The sequence below is a fragment of the Paenibacillus xylanilyticus genome, from assembly GCF_009664365.1.
In the GTDB taxonomy this organism is placed as follows: Bacteria; Bacillota; Bacilli; order Paenibacillales; family Paenibacillaceae; genus Paenibacillus; species Paenibacillus xylanilyticus_A.
This window is the reverse complement of the sequence record NZ_CP044310.1, coordinates 937,647-953,967: the sequence shown is the minus strand read 5'-3', so window position 1 is coordinate 953,967 and position 16,321 is coordinate 937,647. Positions and strand designations below refer to the sequence as shown.

Here is a 16,321-nt window from a genome sequence, read left to right as displayed (position 1 = left end):
AATGGCTTATCAGGAGGGAATTTCAAATGTCATATCTGGCACGAGTTCGTTCTCAAAATCCACTGGTTCACAATATCACCAACCTCGTGGTTGCTCCCTTTACGGCCAACGGCCTGCTCGCACTGGGCGCCTCTCCTTTCATGGCCTATGCACATGAAGAGGTAGCCGATGTCGCCAAAATGTCCGGAGCGGTCGTGTTCAACATTGGCACACTCAATGACCAGGTTGTCCAGGCCATACGGCTCGCCGGACAATCGGCCAATGCCCATCAAGTGCCAGTTGTACTCGACCCGGTGGGAGCTGGCGCTACGGCCTATCGTACGGATACGGTTCAGATGCTCGTGCGTGAGCTTCGGCTTACCGTACTGCGGGGCAACGTGGCGGAAGTCGCCAATGTCATAGGCGAGAACTGGAGCATTAAGGGTGTCGATGCAGGCCAAGGCGAAGGTGACCGCACCGGAATCGCCGAGCGGGCAGCACAGAAGCTTGGCTGTGTTGTCGTTATCACTGGACGCGAGGATGTCATTACGGATGGACAGACCACGTTCCTAACGCAGAATGGACATGCCCTGCTCACTCAGGTCACTGGCGCAGGATGCCTGCTTAGCTCCATCATAGGTGCCTTTGCTGCGGTTGCACCGTCTGGAGAAGAATTGCTAAGCAGTGTTGTTGAAGCCCTTGCCTTCTATGGCGTTGCAGCCGAGATCGCGGCAGCGCGCACAGCCCATCTCGGGCCAGGCAGTTTCCAGATCGAGCTGCTAAACCAGCTTGCGCTGGTAACCCCGGACGTGGTCGCTCAGCAGACCCGGGTCCGAGAGCTTGGCGGTGATACCCAATGAGTATGGCGCAGGCACTCACGATTGCCGGGTCAGATAATGGCGGCGGGGCCGGCATTCAGGCGGATCTGAAAACCTTTCAGGAACTGGGCGCTTACGGCTTGTCTGTTATTACTGCGGTTACCGCACAGAATACACTAGGCGTTCAGGGAGTCTATCCGGTTCCTTTGGAAGGTATTGCCCGGCAGCTCGATTCCACAGGTGAAGATTTCAAGCCCGGAGCGGTAAAAACAGGCATGCTTTTCAGTGCAGAAACCATTCGGCTGGTTTCCGAGAAATGGCGGCAATTCGGCTGGACCAATCTGGTCATTGATCCGGTCATGGTAGCGAAAGGTGGTGCCCCGTTGCTTCAGCAGGAGGCGGTGCACGCCCTGGTCACGGATCTGCTTCCACACGCATTAGTCACAACGCCGAATATTCCGGAAGCCGAACTGATCACCGGAATGACCATCCGCAATCTGGCCGATCGTGAAGAAGCCGCCAGACGAATCGTGCACATGGGCTCTGCGTATGCTCTGGTCAAAGGCGGACATGCTGAAGGTAACGGGATGATTGTTGATGTGCTCTATGACGGCACGTCCTTTCATTATCTGGAGAACGTACGCATTGTGACACGCCACACCCATGGGACCGGCTGTACGTACTCTGCCGCCATCACGGCCGAACTGGCCAAGGGCTCGTCTGTGCTGGCTGCCGTAACAACCGCGCGAGCGTTCATTCAGGCGGCCATTGAGGATGAACTGGGGATTGGGGCCGGACACGGGCCAACGAATCATTTTGCGTATCAGCGCAGACAGCGGGGTGAGCAGTGATGCGCAGATGGGATGCAGAGGCGGTACGCCAGGCCATGCAGGTGTACCTGGTGATGGGCAGCGTGAATACAACGCTGGACCCTGTGGATGTGCTGCGCCAAGCCATCGCCGGCGGCATCACGCTGTTCCAGTTCCGCGAGAAGGGAACTGGCGCCCTTGCTGGCGAAGCCCGCATCAAGCTTGCGATGCGGCTTCGCGAGGTGTGCAGCCAGCACGGGATTCCGTTCATCGTGAACGATGATGTGGAGCTGGCTGTGGCAGTGGAGGCCGACGGCATGCATGTCGGCCAGGACGATGCGGACGCGGCGCTGGTACGCGCCCGCATCGGAGCCGGGCGGATGCTTGGCGTATCCGCCCACTCCGTGGCTGAGGCGCGCCGTGCCGTGCAGGCGGGCGCCGACTATCTTGGCGTCGGGCCCATGTACCCGACGCAGTCCAAGGCGGATGCCCACGCTGTGCTGGGCCCCGCCGGGGTGGCGGAACTGCGCGCCGCAGGCATCGCAGTTCCGGTGGTGGGTATCGGCGGCATTACGCCCGATACCACGGTCGCCGTGATGGCGGCAGGAGCCGACGGCGTAGCCGTCATCTCCGCCATCGCGGGCGCGGCCGATGTGCGCGCAGCGGCTGCGCAGTTCGCTGAGGCTGTGCGCGGGATGCAGGCATAGCCGTGCCTCCCTGCATCGCCTCCCCTCCCCACATGCTGGGGCAGGCTGCCCCTACCAGCATGACCGCCTCACCGTTTCCCCAACGTTATTGTTCCATGCTCTTCCGGATGCGACCTCCTGGCTCGCATCTTTTTTTGCCTGTTGACTCTCACGTTACGTGACGCTATACAATCGGTGGTGTAAGGAGGTGTTGATCATGGCCATGAAAGTCAAAGAAGTTGCCGAGCTTGCCTCGATCAGTGTGCGCACACTGCATCATTATGATGAGATCGGATTATTGACCCCGGACGAAGTCACTTCAGCCGGATATCGGCTGTACTCGGATGCCAATCTGGAAACACTGCAGCAGATTTTATTTTTCAGAGAGCTTGATTTCTCCCTGAAAGAGATCAAAAGCATTATCACGAACCCTTCCTTTGACCGGGAAGAAGCACTGCAGATGCACCGCCGTATTTTGCTGGAAAAGCGTCAGCGAATTGATCAAATGATCGCCACCATTGATCGAAGCGTTTTGCATATGAGAGGAGAGATACACATGACAACGAAAGAACAGTTCGAAGGATTCGACTTCAGCAAAAATCCGTATGAACAGGAAGCCAGAGAACGTTGGGGAGACGAAGCTGTAGAAAAAGCGAATCAGAAACTTCAGGGCAAATCTGCCCAAGAACAAAAAGCCCTGTCCGATGAAATGAATCAAATTTATACACGGCTGGCAGCACTTCGTCACACAGACCCTGCCTCGAACGAGGCTCAAGCAGGAATCGCCGAATGGTATGCCTATCTGAACAACATGGGGAACTATTCCCCGGAGGCTTTCAAAGGACTTGGACAGATGTATGTGGATGACGAACGCTTCAAGCGTAATATCGATCAATTTGGCGAAGGCTTGGCCCTGTTCATGAGGGAAGCGATGGCGGTCTTTGCTGACCGTAAGAGCTAATGCTATATGCTTTTCTCATGAAATCCGATCTACTCCAAGTATAAAAAAAGGACGTACGCCAGTAGGCGTTACGTCCCTTTCCCTGTATCTCAGCCGCAATGTGATTGACCCCTTCCGGCCCTTCACCCTGAGTACTTTTAAATTGACTACATTGCACCGTTGCGATTACTGAGGCATTGTTCCCTATTAAGCTCTTGGCGCTTAATCGGATGACGAAGCCGTCGATGCCAGGCTTGTCTTCGCCATGCGTCCAGGAATCTGCCATGCAGATACAATAGCCAGTACGATGAACAACAGATCGATCGGCTCACTGAAGTAATCGGTAATGGTTGCGAAGAACTCGCGGATGATCTCAACATCAAACGCCAGTTCCATCATTCCGATATCTCCGAACAACTGGGATGTAAAATAAACGACGGTAAGATACTTACCCAGCAAAATGCCGAGAAGTGCGAAAATAACCGCAATGATTTTATGTACCGTTGCAATCCGTTTGTTGGAGAACAACACAACCGCATACCCCGTAAGTGCCCCAATCAAGATAGCGATAAGCCCCACCTCATATTCCGTTGATGCTGCAATTGCTGCCCACACAGCTCCCCCTACAATCGCTGCAATCAACCCACCGATGATCGGCAAGCCAATTCGGATTCCTTGTTTCTCTTCCACGTGCTTTTCCCTCCTGAGTCATGCTTATGCTTATTTTCCAGAATTCACCTTTCTTATGAAACCACAAAATTTACTCTCTTTCAACATTTTTCTACAATCTTAGTGCATGGGGTTCATTAACTTTGAAACAGGCACACCCGCCCAACATCGGCATAATCTATTTCAAAAGCCATAGAAAAGGAGCTCTCGCCCATGTATTATGTTCCATATTATCGAAATGACAGCATGCTCACTGCTCAGATTGCAAAGGCCATTAATGGAGAATCGTCAGCTATTGCCTGTTATGCCAAACTGGCTGAACTCGCACCTACAGAGGAAGAAAAAGCACGTATTTTAGAGATACGTCAGGATGAGATGAAACATCTTCAAGTTTTTATGGCTATCTATGTATCCTTAACAGGCATGCAGCCCACCGTTCAAATTGCTCAGGACTGCCCATCGGAATATATTGCGGGTCTAAACTACGCTTTCAAAGACGAACAGGAAACCGTAGAATTTTACGCTGATGTATCTGATCAGGCAACAGACCCCTATATCCAAGCAGCGTTTAAGCGGGCAGCCACGGATGAACAGAGACATGCCGTCTGGTTCCTGTACTATCTGACGCAGCATAAGTCATCCCTGCCAATAAAGAACGACTCTATCTCAAAATAAATAACCCCCTCCTTGCCGTACACAGCTAAGGGGGGGCATAACGAAGCCATTCTTATTATTATCGTTTTGCTTCTTTGGACGGCTGAATGACTGCAGCAATCTGTGCCAGAATGGCATCTACTGAAGCCGGATCATGTACATCATACTGATCAATATTCAGTCGGAGTACCGGACAAGCCGTAAACTGATCGATCCATACCGAATAGCGCTCATGCATATGTTCCCAATACGAGCTGTCCGTCTGAATTTCCATTTCACGTCCGCGTTCCGTGATCCGGTTCAGAATGGACGGCAGACTGCCTTCCAGATAGATCAATACATCGGGATGAGGGAAATACGGTGTCATGACCATCGCTTCAAACAAGCTGCTGTACGTTTCGAAATCCGTGGCTGACATCGTGCCCTGATCCGCATGCATTTGCGCAAAGATTCCCGTATCTTCATAGATGGAGCGATCCTGCACGAATCCCCCACCAAGCTCGAAAATCTTTTTCTGTTCCTTGAAACGCTCCGCCAGGAAGTAGATTTGCAAGTGGAAACTCCAACGCTCAAAATCATGGTAAAACTTCTCCAGGTACGGATTATGATCAACCTGCTCCAGAGATGTCTTGAAATTTAAACGCTGTGCAAGTGCTGCCGTTAACGTGGACTTGCCCACGCCAACCGTACCTGCTACCGTAATTAATGCATTCGCCGGAATGCCATAGTTATTCATTGGATATACTCCTTTACCTGATTAACAATCTGCCTGAAATGTTCAGGATGCTCCACAAAATCCAGCTGCTCCGCATTGACTTTAATAATGGTTGGCGGGTTCGTGCTTTCCGCCAGGTAGGCCATGCCTGTTTTGTAATCCGCGATCAATTGTTCCATGTATGCCGGGTCCATATCCTGTTCAAAGGAACGTCCACGTTTGTTAATGCGATACATCAATGTATCCAGCTCGGCTTCGATGTATAACACCAGATTGGGTTTAGGCAGATCATCGGTTAACAAGTGATAGATTTGACGGTACTTGTCCCGTTTGGTCCCTTTCAGGGTACGTTCGGCAAAGATCATATTTTTGTAGATATGATAATCCGATATGACGGGAGTATTTTGGGCAATGTAGTGCAGACCTGTGTCTTCCAATTGCTTGAACCGGTTGCATAGAAAAAACATTTCAAGCTGGAAGCTCCACTCATCAATATTTTGATAGAAGGAAGCCAGAAAGGGATTCTCTTCTACTATTTCCTTTACCAGCGGAAGGTTTAATTCCTTGGAAAGCATCGTTGCCAGCGTGGTTTTCCCTGCTCCAATCGCACCCTCCACCGCAATAAACGGGGCTGAATTCATCGTGTTCCTGCTCCTCCTCGACCTCATGCGTGTTTCCGTTTCTGTACAGACCTCACCTATTGTATCACAGCCCGTAGAGTCGAAGGCCAGTATTTTATGTAAAGTCAGTCTCTATTGAATATCCCTCCTGGGAAAGGCCAGATTACACCATACGATGATGAGGACTGCTTACATAATGAACACTTTTTCTTGCTTCCACACCCTCTCCAACCTTTCTGAAAAACGCGAAAAAACGCTGAAAGTTTTAGTACTAAAGCATCATTTTATTTTCATTACTAACATTCATATGACTTTATTACGATATATTCCATGAATACGATATGTCTGGAGTTCCTAGAAGAGTCTGGAACGATTCACATATACGAATAGATCAATTTAACCAGAAAAAAGGAGAGAAACAAGTTGTTAGCTAAGATTCGATGGAGTACCATGCCTTTCTTTGCCAAAAACCTCGTTATATCTTTCGGTAGTATCATGTTGATTGGAATCATCCTGATTACGGCAGGCTATCAGCTGCAGAAAAACGTACTCAGCCAGCAGCTCTATGATCAGGCCAAAGTGACCACCCAGAAGTGGTCGGACGATCTGGACACAGCCAAGGTGCTTGAAGCCATGAATGAAAAAAGCTATGACGGTCCGGTGCAAAAAGAACTGCGGGACTATCTGGATTCCATCCATGAACTGTATCCCAACATTGCCCAGACCTATATTTTTGGAACTGAGCTGGCGGAAGGCAACCAAACGTCCATCATCGCCGTTCCGACCAACCTGGTTCAGCCTTTCGAAGAATTAAATCTGGCTGTAGGCTCCATGTACCCACTCCCACAAGAAAACGTGAAAGCACTGGAAGGTATGAAGAAAGACGGGCAACCTGCACTAAGCAGCTTTTATACAGACGAATACGGAACCTGGACTACCATTATGTATCCGATCAAGAATGCTGCAGGTGAGATGTACGCCGCCATTTACTTCGATGTTGATGCCAACGCAATCCCGAGTGGTCTTCATAAACTGATTACATACAGCAGCATGTTCCTTATAGGTTTCCTGCTTCTGTTCATGATTCTCCAATATGTCCTGTTGAAGAGAACGTTAACTCCGATCCGTAACCTGATGAAGGGCATCGATGTGGCCAGCTCGGGGAATCTGGATGTATCCATCCAAACAGGACGAGATGATCTCGGGATCATTAATCAGAAATTCAATACAATGATTGAACGCTTCAACGATACGATGTCCAAAGTCCAACTGACTTCACATCACCTGTCCAACTCCTCCAAGAAATTGCTGGAGATCTCGGAAAATAACAATGGCAATATTCAAATGATCAGTACAAATATTCGGGATATTTCCCTTGGCCTTCGCTCTCAGGACCAGGCCTCTGTAGAAAATGCACGTGCCATGACGGAGATGTCCACCGTTATCCAAACCATCGCGAGCAGCTCTTCGGAGGTTGCCGATGAAGCGCAGAGCATGGAACAGCGGTCCCAATCGGGCCATGAGATTATGCAGCAAGTCATTGAGCAGATGGATCTCATCTCGGGAGCCGTACAACACACATCCGAGTCCATCCGTTCTTTGGAAAACCGCTCCAATGAGATTAGCGGTATTGTCAATCTCATCACTGACATTGCAGGACAAACCAATTTGCTTGCCCTGAATGCTTCCATCGAAGCAGCACGTGTGGGTGAAGAAGGAAAAGGATTTGCCGTCGTGGCAGGAGAAGTACGCAAACTGGCGGAACAATCGCAGCAATCAGCCGATCAGATCCGCTCGTTAATCGACGAAATTCAGCGGGATATCGCGCAGTCCGCCGAAGCTATGCAGCTTGGTTCACGTGAGGTAGATAAAGGTTCTCAGGTTACCCGGGAGACAGGTGAATTCTTCGGCGATATCCTGACAGCCACGAACAAAGTTGCGAATCAGATCCAGGATATCTCCAGTTCGACGGAGGAAATCTCCGCCAGTACACAAGAGATGTCTGCAACAGCAGATGAGCTGTCCGCAAGTGTCAGCAAGGCAGCTAACAGCAGCAAGCAGATTGAACAATCAATCGCTGAGCAAGAAGCTTCCATGGCGTCCATTGTCAGTGCTTCGGACGAACTCTCTGCCGTGTCCAAGCAGCTGCAGGAGCTGATTTCATTCTTCAAAGTTAAACCAATGAATTAATCGAATATACGATCCATTCACAAAAAAAGAGATCTTCCGTATTCACGGGAGATCTCTTTTTCTATCTTATCTTGTGCCCATTCACTGGGTCTTGTCACTTGAAGTTTCGGCATCGTCTTTCTTCTTGGTACCTTTGCTTTTATAAGGCTTTGGGGCACTTTTCGCCCGATTGGCACTGGCTTGCCAGCGATTCCAGCCTTTTTTGCCAGTACCACGGCCCGTGCCGCCTTTACCCTTTGCTTTGCTCATGTTATCACTCCAATAATCCTGTATATGCTTAAAAATGACCGTCCTCGGTACCTTTTATCGTAACCCAGCCCATCGTATTCACTTCCAGCATTTCTTATTATAACAAAAATAAACATCTTTACGTCCATTTCCAAAAATGATTCTATTGTTATTCTGTTATGAAAGCGGTATAGTGTACATAATTGAAAGAAGAAGCCGCGTCTTCTTCGGGATTGTTACTGGTAAGCAGGCGATACCCAAATAAAGGCTGTGTGGTAAGCCTTTGTTTGGGTTTTTTGTTATTATAAAGGCAATAGAGGTGAACAACGATGATCATTCGACAGATTTTCAACAATAATGTCATCCGGGCAGAGAACCAGGTGGGTCATGAATTTGTTGTCATTGGAAATGGTCTGGGCTTCAAGAAGAAAAATGGGCAGCCTGTTGATGAGGATAAGATCGAGAAAACCTTTGTTCTCAAATCAGATAAGATCCCCCAGAAACTGATCGACCTGATGGGTGAAACCTCCGTGGAGTATCTAACATTGGCTGACAAGATTGTAGGCTATGCCAAACGGGAAATGGGCGATATTTTTAGTGACAATATCTATATTTCCCTCATTGACCATATCCAATTTGCCATCTCACGGTACAGGAAGGCCGTCGGGCTGAAGAACTCGCTGTTATGGCAGATCAAAAAGTTTTATAAAAAGGAATTCATGATCGGGATGAATGCGCTGGAGTTGATCGATTCACAATTCGGCATACAGATGGACGAACATGAAGCCAGTTTTATCGCCATGCATTTTGTCAACGCCAGACAGGATGGTCAGGGCATGCAGCAAACGGTTGAAATTACCGAAGTGATCGATGACATATTCAACATCGTGACCAATCAATATGGCATAACCCTGGATGAAAATTCGTTTAATTACTCCAGGTTTATTACCCATTTGCAATATTTCGTCCAGCGCATGGTGAGCAATGAACAGGAACAGACGGCGTCTGGTGATAACTTTCTGTATGATCAGGTCAAAGACAAATACGGCAAGGCTTTTCAGTGTACCCAATTGATTAACCATTACCTTGAGGACAAGTTCGAAAGTGCGATGTCCATTGATGAAAAGGTGTATTTGACAATCCATATCCACCGCGTTACTTCCCGAAATGAAATGCAGGACACGAAATAAAAAAAGCTTGCAAACGATTTCGCTGTCATTTATAGTAGGTCTCACAACTTAACGACAAGGATTGTTACTGGTCAAGCAGGCGATACCTAAACGATTGGCACCCCATCCATTTTTGGATGGCCACTGCCCTCCGTTTAGGTATTTTTTTGTTTTCAGGGGCAGTTCGACCACAAAGGAGAATGAACATGGATCATAAAAAAATGGGAGATGACATCGTACGCCTCGTCGGCGGTGAAGCCAATATCAACGGACTTGTCCACTGTGCGACCCGGCTGAGGTTTAACCTCAAGGATTCCAAAAAAGCCGAGCGCGAGACGCTGGAAAAACATGATGGCGTAATTACCGTTGTGGAAAGCGGTGGACAATTTCAAGTTGTGATCGGAAGTCATGTTGCTCATGTATATGCAGAGATTATGAAGAATCGGGATTTTGGAGGTGAATCCTCCTCCACCGCAGAGACAACAGGTGGAAAAACCTCGGTCTTATCCAAAGTTTTTGAGATTATCTCGGGAAGCTTCTCTCCGTTAATTCCAGCCATGGCGGGATCAGGCATGTTGAAAGCTCTGCTGACCGTTCTAACCATGCTTGGCTGGATGTCAGACACCAGTGACACCTATCTTATTTTATCCGCTGCCGGCAATGCCGTATTTTACTTTCTGCCTATCTTCCTCGGCATTACGCTGGGCATGAAGCTGAAAGCCAATCCTTATGTCGCCGGGGTTATCGGTGCTGCCCTGCTGGAACCGAACTTTACCGGATTGATGGACAAGGGTTCCGATGTATCGTTCCTGGGCATACCTGTCGTCATGATGAACTACTCAGCCAGTGTATTTCAGATATTCATATCCATCAGCATCTATGCCCTTCTTGATAGGCTGCTGAAGAAAATCATTCTGAAGGATCTGCAATTGTTCCTGGTTCCAATGATTGCCCTCATGATTATGGTTCCTCTATCTGCGATGGCCTTTGGTCCATTTGGCACCAACGTAGGAGACTGGATTTCCTCTGGTGTAACGTGGCTCATTGACGTCAGCGGGATATTATCAGGGATTGTCCTGGGCGGATTCATGACCTTCATGGTCATCTTTGGTCTCCATTGGGGATTCACTCCAATCACGATCCAAAATATCGGGGTTGGCGGAGATCCAATCGAAGCGATGGCTGCTGCAGCCGTATTTGCCCAAATCGGTGTTGCATTCGGTATTTTCCTGAAAGCCAAAAAAGATAAAACGCTCCGCACACTTGCAGGCTCAACGAGCCTTACGGGATTGCTCGCAGGTGTGACGGAACCTATCGTTTACGGATTGGTCCTACGTTATAAACGCGTCATTCCGATCGTTGTCATCGCAGGTGCAATCGGTGGTGCCATTAATGGTCATTTTGGCGTTAAAATGACGGCATATGTGTTCCATAATATTTTTGCTATACCGGTATACACACCAACCGTAGTTTATGTCATTGCAATTGTGTGTTCCTTCGCCATTGCTGCGGTATTAACCGTCATGTTCGGATACGAGAGCAAAGCCAAGGTCAGCGTTTCAGAGGTCAAGGATGCGAATGATACAAACACAGGTGCAAATTCCGAAAGAAAAGCGGTAGAAGTTCCTGCTGCTCCAGAGGTGAAAACTGCCGAGGTCAAAAAAGAGCAAATTCATAGCCCACTTACGGGCAAAGCTGTTGCTTTGAGTACGATCAACGATCCTGCCTTTTCCACTGGTGCTATGGGCAAGGGACTAGCGATCGTTCCCGAGATTGGCGAAGTTGTTTCTCCCGTGGATGGCGTGGTCACTTCACTCTTCCCAACGGGGCATGCCATCGGGTTAACGACTGGCACCGGCACCGAGATTCTGATTCACATCGGGATCAATACCGTTGCGCTAAAAGGCAAACATTTCACGCCTGTCGTGCAGGAAGGTGACATCGTCAGACAGGGCGATCTGCTCATTCAATTTGACATCGAACAAATTAAGCAAGCCGGGTACGAAACTGTCACTCCCGTCATTGTTACCCTCACACAGCACGAGGTGGATGTATTCGAAACATCCCAGGAACATGTACAGAAAAATGATGTCCTGCTCACTCTTGTTGTCTGATCAGCTTGCTTATTCCAAACTCAACTAGGAGGAACGAACAATGAAACATACTCAACTTAAACCATTTCCCAAAGACTTCTTCTGGGGAGGTTCAACGTCAGCCTATCAAATCGAAGGAGCCTGGAATGAAGATGGCAAAGGTCCTTCCGTTATTGACATGGGAAACCATGTGGAAGGTGTAACCGACTTCAAGGTGACCAGCAATCACTATCATATGTATAAGGAGGATGTGGCCCTGCTTGCGGAGATGGGCTTCAAAGCCTATCGCTTCTCCATCGCCTGGACGCGGATCTATCCGCAAGGCGCAGGTGAAGTTAATCCCAAAGGACTTGCCTTCTATGACTCATTAATTAATGAACTGATCAAATACGGTATTGAACCAATTGTGACCATGTATCACTTTGATCTTCCTTATGCACTGGAAGAGCAAGGCGGCTGGTCCAATCGGGCCACAATCGATGCCTTTGAGCAATACGCCAGAACCCTGTACGAGAACTACGGGGACCGGGTCAAATATTGGCTGACCATTAATGAACAAAATATGCTCATCCTGCATCCTGGCTCTTTGGGCACACTGGATACCACGATGACTGATCCGCAAAAAACACTGTATCAGCAAAATCATCACATGCTCGTCGCGCAAGCCAAAGCAATGGTCCTATGCCATGAGATGCTTCCAGGTGCGAAGATCGGTCCGGCTCCCAATATTGGCGTGATCTATCCGGCGAGCTCCAGACCGGAAGATACCCTCGCGGCCGATAACTATGCAGCAATCCGCAACTGGCTCTATCTCGATATGGCCGTTTACGGTCGCTACAATCACATTGCCTGGAGTTATCTTGAAGAGAAAGGGTATACTCCGGTCATTGAGGACGGGGACATGGATATTCTGGCTCAGGGGAACCCTGATTTTATTGCTTTTAATTACTATACTTCGCAGACCGTCGGCGAAAGTCTGAATGATGGTAATGATTTCTCCCACACAGGAGATCAGCATGAAATTGTGGGTGAACCTGGTGCATACCGAGGATCTGTGAATCCAAATCTGGAGAAGACCGAGTTTGGATGGGAGATTGATCCGGTGGGCTTCCGCTCCACTCTTCGCCAGATTTATTCCCGCTATAACCTGCCATTGATCGTTACAGAGAATGGTCTCGGCGCTTTTGACAAGCTGGAAGAAGACGACGTGGTCAACGACCCTTACCGCATTGAATTTTTCAATAAACATATTGAACAGATTCAACTGGCCATCACGGATGGTGTGGATGTATTTGGTTTCTGTCCTTGGTCTGCGATCGATCTGGTGAGTACACATCAGGGGTCCAGCAAACGATATGGGTTTATCTATGTGGACCGCGAGGAATTTGATATTAAGGAGTTAAAACGTATCCGTAAACAGAGCTTCTATTGGTATCAAAAGCTAATTGAGACCAACGGTGAAGTCCGTTAATCATACAAATCCAAAAATTAAAACCAGTCGATTACACAATGTATCATGTGTAACCGACTGGTTTTTTAAGCTTTACATCGTATTGTTATGAATTGTGACTACATTTCCGTCTTCGCTTGCCCTGCCGGTCTAACCCCTCTGAGAACCCGGAGGGATAACAGGAAGCAGATGGCCAGAACAGCAGCAGCTGAAACATACGGATAGTTGATATTTACATCGAACAAGGCGCCAGCCACAATCGGACCTGCGATATTGCCCAAGCTTGTGTAGGCGGAGTTCAATCCAGCCACGAAACCTTGCTGTTCCTCTGCCAGTTTGGACATCTGCGTGCTGATGGCAGGACGCAAAATATCCATACCCAGGAATACAATAAAGGTGACCACCAGGATGAGCCAGTACGTGTGCACAAACAGGGTTAGCAGTACAAACACCGCCACGAAGAACAGACATACCGAAATCACTTTCTTCTCCCCAAACTTGTTCAGCAGCCATCCGATCAAGGATACCTGCACGACTGCACCCGCGATCGAGCCAAATGTAATGATGAATGCAATATCCTTGGTTGTGAATCCGAATTTGTGATCCACAAACAGAGAGAATACTGTCTCATAGTTAGCCAGGCCAAACGCCATGACAAATACGATAATCAGACTGAAGAAGTAAGGTTCCCGGTAGGAATTCAGCAGCTGGGATACCATTCCCGGCGTTTTGGCTTTTGCTGCACCAGTAGCGGGTTTACTTGCTTCTCCAGTGCTTCTTGTCGACTCCGGCAGGATCATCAGGGTAATAATGGCTGCCAGCAATCCGGCAACCCCTGCCGCATAAAATGGAATCCGAATACCGAAATCCGCGATATATCCACCAATCCCCGGCCCAATAATGAATCCGGTCGTAATGGCTGCATTAATCAATCCCATCCCCTTACCGCGCTCTTCTTCGGTCGTAATATCTGCGGTGTAGGCCATAATGGAAGGGAAAATCATTGCTGCACCGACCCCGCCGAGCATCCGGGCTGCAAAGAGCAGCACGGGGGCATTGACCGCACCAAACATGAATTCCGATACGGCAAAAATCAGCATACCGCCGACAATGATCTTTTTACGGCCGAATGAATCGGACCACCTGCCCGCTACTGGAGAAAATAGAAACTGGGTAAAGGAAAATGCCGCGACCAGCAAACCAACCGTGAACCCAGTGATATGCAGCAGATCCATGTACGCAGGCATGATTGGTACGACCAAACCAATACCTGTAAATACGAGAAAAATATTAAACATCAACAGCAGGAGCGCGCCCCTGTTTCTTGTCAGTAATGCCATGATTGTATCCTCCGTAAATTGTCAAAATGTTGCTGTTTATATAGATGAGCAAACGTATTGCTTCATGGGTGCCCGTGGGTGTGTTCAATCCATCTTAAGCCTTGGTTATGGAGATTCCATATAAGAATACATTTGCTGCTTGGCGATATAAAGCCACGGCCTCTTCTGACTTCATCCCGCGAGACAATTGGCTAAGTCCAATAATGGCACTTTCCAGAATCAACGCCAGATGATCGACATTGTCTTCCTTAAACTCACCGTTCTCAATGCCCTGCTGAACCAGTTGTCTGTTGAACTGGATATGCCGCTCGAACATCAAGGCAATGCGCTCCTCAATATCATTCTCTTTCTTTTCCCCCGTGAAAAACTCATCGGCTGCCTTCGTCAGCGGGTGATTCATGTCATCCAGAACAAGCTGCTCCATCAGTCCATGGATTTTCTCCGTAGATGTCTTGTAGAGATGTTCCTTGGAAGCCCAGTTCTCTTCCCACTCCCGATCCCACTCATCAATCAGATAGAGAAAGAGGCCTTCCTTGCTTTTAAAATGGTAATAAATATTTCCTTTGCTGCTGCCAGTCGCAGCCACAATATCTTCAATGGACGTCGCTTTATAGCCTTTTTGTACAAAAAGAGCTCTTGAGGCATCCGCAAGTTTTTTCTTGGTCTGCTCGGTTTGAAGTTGCTTTTTGTTCATCCCATCACTCTCTCTCTTACATACTGAACATTCGTTCTGTATTTTAACAGATCACTGGAAGTTTAGCAATACAAAAGGAGAATGGCCCGGGTGCCGATTCTCCTTGAATTAAATTATTTAATCTTTTTTCCTTGACCGTGCAATATTTTCAACTGACCATTCTCGTAACCGAGCTGATACGTAACCTTGTACTTCGAGGTCACATATTCGCTGTCTCTGCGTTCATCCGCCGTAATGGTAGCCGTAACCTCCATCTCATCATTCCCATGATTGGAGGAAGAAATTCCGCTAATCGTTACATAGCTTGTATTCAGGTATCCTTCGCGAAACTTGGCATAACTCGTACCGCTCTGCCATTCACTGCCCAGCAATGCATAAGCGGTAACGTAATCACTCTCGTTCAGACTCAGATAGAAGCTGGTCACCAATCCCTCTGCTTCGGCAGAGGTTCCTGATGCTGCCTTGTTACCTCCACCATTCGTCTGTACCACCGTTGTCGTGTTGGGCTTCTCGGACCAGGCCTGCACCTGTTTCAGTACACTGGTGATCGGAATGCTGAAACCAATGCCGCCCTCCTGCTCCACAACAGCCGAATTAATGCCGAGTACTTCACCTGTCTCTGCGTGGATTAACGGTCCCCCGCTGTTGCCATGGGTTATGGGAGCCGAGATCTGATACAGGTTACTATAAATGTAAGGCGGAATTTCGAAGCTCCGGCCCACACCGCTAATAATGCCTGTGGTCACCGTATTTTCGAGCCCCAGCGGACTCCCCAGTGCCAGTACCTCGTCTCCGGTCTCGGCTTTGGATTTGGCAATGGTTAGCGGTGTCAGCTTCTGTAAACCAGGCACTCGGACAACAGCCACATCCGTCTCTTCCCCAATTCCAATCACTGTTCCTTGAAATTCCTCATGGTTAAGTGTGCGGACCGTTACCTCTTTGGAGCCTTCCACCACATGCGCGTTGGTTATCACATCGCCTTTGTCGTTGTAGAGAAAGCCCGAACCCAGCCCGATGCCGCTCTCAATCGTGACTACCTTCTTCTGGCTATCTTCAATGATCTGTTTGCGTGTCTTCTTCACATTGGAATCGGAAGCTGTCTTCGCTGTTGTCGTTTCTGCTTCCTGCGCTGCGACGACAGCCAGTCTGGGGCCACCCTGCAGCTGCTTCTCCGAATGCTGATGTATCCAGAACACGCCTCCTGCTCCGGCACCAATAATGATGGCACAGGATATGATCGTACTCCATGTTCGTTTGGCCATTCCAA

The 16,321-nt window shown here is 48.7% G+C and carries 16 protein-coding genes; 9 read left to right on the top strand and 7 right to left on the bottom strand.

Annotation, left to right across the window (positions count from 1 at the left end; genetic code table 11):
* Positions 1-26 precede the first annotated feature (26 nt).
* From thiM to F4V51_RS04315, 4 genes are all read left to right on the top strand, one after another.
* Positions 27-839 (top strand): hydroxyethylthiazole kinase, encoded by an 813-nt coding sequence (gene thiM / locus F4V51_RS04330; RefSeq protein WP_153977001.1) that lies wholly within the window; start codon positions 27-29, stop codon positions 837-839.
* Complete coding sequence (thiD, locus tag F4V51_RS04325; RefSeq protein WP_153977000.1) at positions 836-1,648, top strand: bifunctional hydroxymethylpyrimidine kinase/phosphomethylpyrimidine kinase; 813 nt, start codon at positions 836-838, stop codon at positions 1,646-1,648. Before thiM ends, thiD begins: the two co-directional genes overlap by 4 nt.
* On the top strand, positions 1,648-2,313 hold the full coding sequence (gene thiE, locus F4V51_RS04320) for a thiamine phosphate synthase (RefSeq protein ID WP_153980556.1): 666 nt from the start codon (positions 1,648-1,650) through the stop codon (positions 2,311-2,313). The genes thiD and thiE overlap by 1 nt, the downstream gene beginning before the upstream one ends.
* 196 nt (positions 2,314-2,509) lie before the next feature.
* Positions 2,510-3,253 (top strand): MerR family transcriptional regulator, encoded by a 744-nt coding sequence (locus F4V51_RS04315; protein ID WP_153976999.1) that lies wholly within the window; start codon positions 2,510-2,512, stop codon positions 3,251-3,253.
* A 201-nt stretch (positions 3,254-3,454) separates the two neighbouring features.
* On the opposite strand, the gene F4V51_RS04310 is transcribed toward F4V51_RS04315, so the two are convergent.
* Positions 3,455-3,922, bottom strand: coding sequence for a hypothetical protein (locus F4V51_RS04310; RefSeq protein WP_236146691.1), 468 nt, complete (start codon positions 3,920-3,922; stop codon positions 3,455-3,457).
* Positions 3,923-4,114: 192 nt separating this feature from the next.
* Here F4V51_RS04310 and F4V51_RS04305 point away from each other — a divergent pair, with 192 nt between their 5' ends.
* Entirely contained in the window at positions 4,115-4,576 is a 462-nt protein-coding gene (locus tag F4V51_RS04305) for a ferritin-like domain-containing protein (RefSeq protein WP_153976998.1), read from the top strand.
* A gap of 58 nt (positions 4,577-4,634) precedes the next feature.
* Here the strand turns inward: F4V51_RS04305 and F4V51_RS04300 are convergent, their stop codons facing one another.
* Together F4V51_RS04300 and F4V51_RS04295 are read right to left on the bottom strand one after the other, a co-directional pair.
* A complete protein-coding gene (locus F4V51_RS04300) occupies positions 4,635-5,291 on the bottom strand; it encodes a deoxynucleoside kinase (protein ID WP_153976997.1) in 657 nt (218 codons plus the stop codon).
* Positions 5,288-5,911, bottom strand: a complete 624-nt coding sequence (locus F4V51_RS04295; RefSeq protein WP_153976996.1) for a deoxynucleoside kinase — start codon at positions 5,909-5,911, stop codon at positions 5,288-5,290. The genes F4V51_RS04300 and F4V51_RS04295 overlap by 4 nt, the downstream gene beginning before the upstream one ends.
* A gap of 429 nt (positions 5,912-6,340) precedes the next feature.
* Here F4V51_RS04295 and F4V51_RS04290 point away from each other — a divergent pair, with 429 nt between their 5' ends.
* Positions 6,341-8,080, top strand: a complete 1,740-nt coding sequence (locus tag F4V51_RS04290) for a methyl-accepting chemotaxis protein (RefSeq protein WP_153980554.1) — start codon at positions 6,341-6,343, stop codon at positions 8,078-8,080.
* An 81-nt stretch (positions 8,081-8,161) separates the two neighbouring features.
* Here F4V51_RS04290 and F4V51_RS04285 read toward each other — a convergent pair whose 3' ends face one another.
* A complete protein-coding gene (locus tag F4V51_RS04285; protein ID WP_153976995.1) occupies positions 8,162-8,329 on the bottom strand; it encodes a DUF3934 family protein in 168 nt (55 codons plus the stop codon).
* A 308-nt stretch (positions 8,330-8,637) separates the two neighbouring features.
* Between F4V51_RS04285 and licT the strand changes: the two genes are divergently transcribed.
* The 3 genes from licT to F4V51_RS04270 all read left to right on the top strand — a co-directional run bounded on the left by licT (position 8,638) and on the right by F4V51_RS04270 (position 13,041).
* Positions 8,638-9,498, top strand: coding sequence for a BglG family transcription antiterminator LicT (licT, locus tag F4V51_RS04280; RefSeq protein WP_153976994.1), 861 nt, complete (start codon positions 8,638-8,640; stop codon positions 9,496-9,498).
* Positions 9,499-9,683: 185 nt separating this feature from the next.
* Positions 9,684-11,591 (top strand): beta-glucoside-specific PTS transporter subunit IIABC, encoded by a 1,908-nt coding sequence (locus F4V51_RS04275; RefSeq protein ID WP_153976993.1) that lies wholly within the window; start codon positions 9,684-9,686, stop codon positions 11,589-11,591.
* A gap of 40 nt (positions 11,592-11,631) precedes the next feature.
* Positions 11,632-13,041, top strand: coding sequence for a glycoside hydrolase family 1 protein (locus F4V51_RS04270; RefSeq protein WP_153976992.1), 1,410 nt, complete (start codon positions 11,632-11,634; stop codon positions 13,039-13,041).
* Between the two features lie 98 nt (positions 13,042-13,139).
* Here F4V51_RS04270 and F4V51_RS04265 read toward each other — a convergent pair whose 3' ends face one another.
* From F4V51_RS04265 to F4V51_RS04255, 3 genes are all read right to left on the bottom strand, one after another.
* A complete protein-coding gene (locus F4V51_RS04265; RefSeq protein ID WP_153976991.1) occupies positions 13,140-14,360 on the bottom strand; it encodes an MFS transporter in 1,221 nt (406 codons plus the stop codon).
* Between the two features lie 94 nt (positions 14,361-14,454).
* Positions 14,455-15,054, bottom strand: coding sequence for a TetR/AcrR family transcriptional regulator (locus tag F4V51_RS04260; RefSeq protein WP_153976990.1), 600 nt, complete (start codon positions 15,052-15,054; stop codon positions 14,455-14,457).
* A gap of 113 nt (positions 15,055-15,167) precedes the next feature.
* Positions 15,168-16,316, bottom strand: a complete 1,149-nt coding sequence (locus tag F4V51_RS04255; RefSeq protein WP_153976989.1) for a S1C family serine protease — start codon at positions 16,314-16,316, stop codon at positions 15,168-15,170.
* Positions 16,317-16,321: the final 5 nt, after the last annotated feature.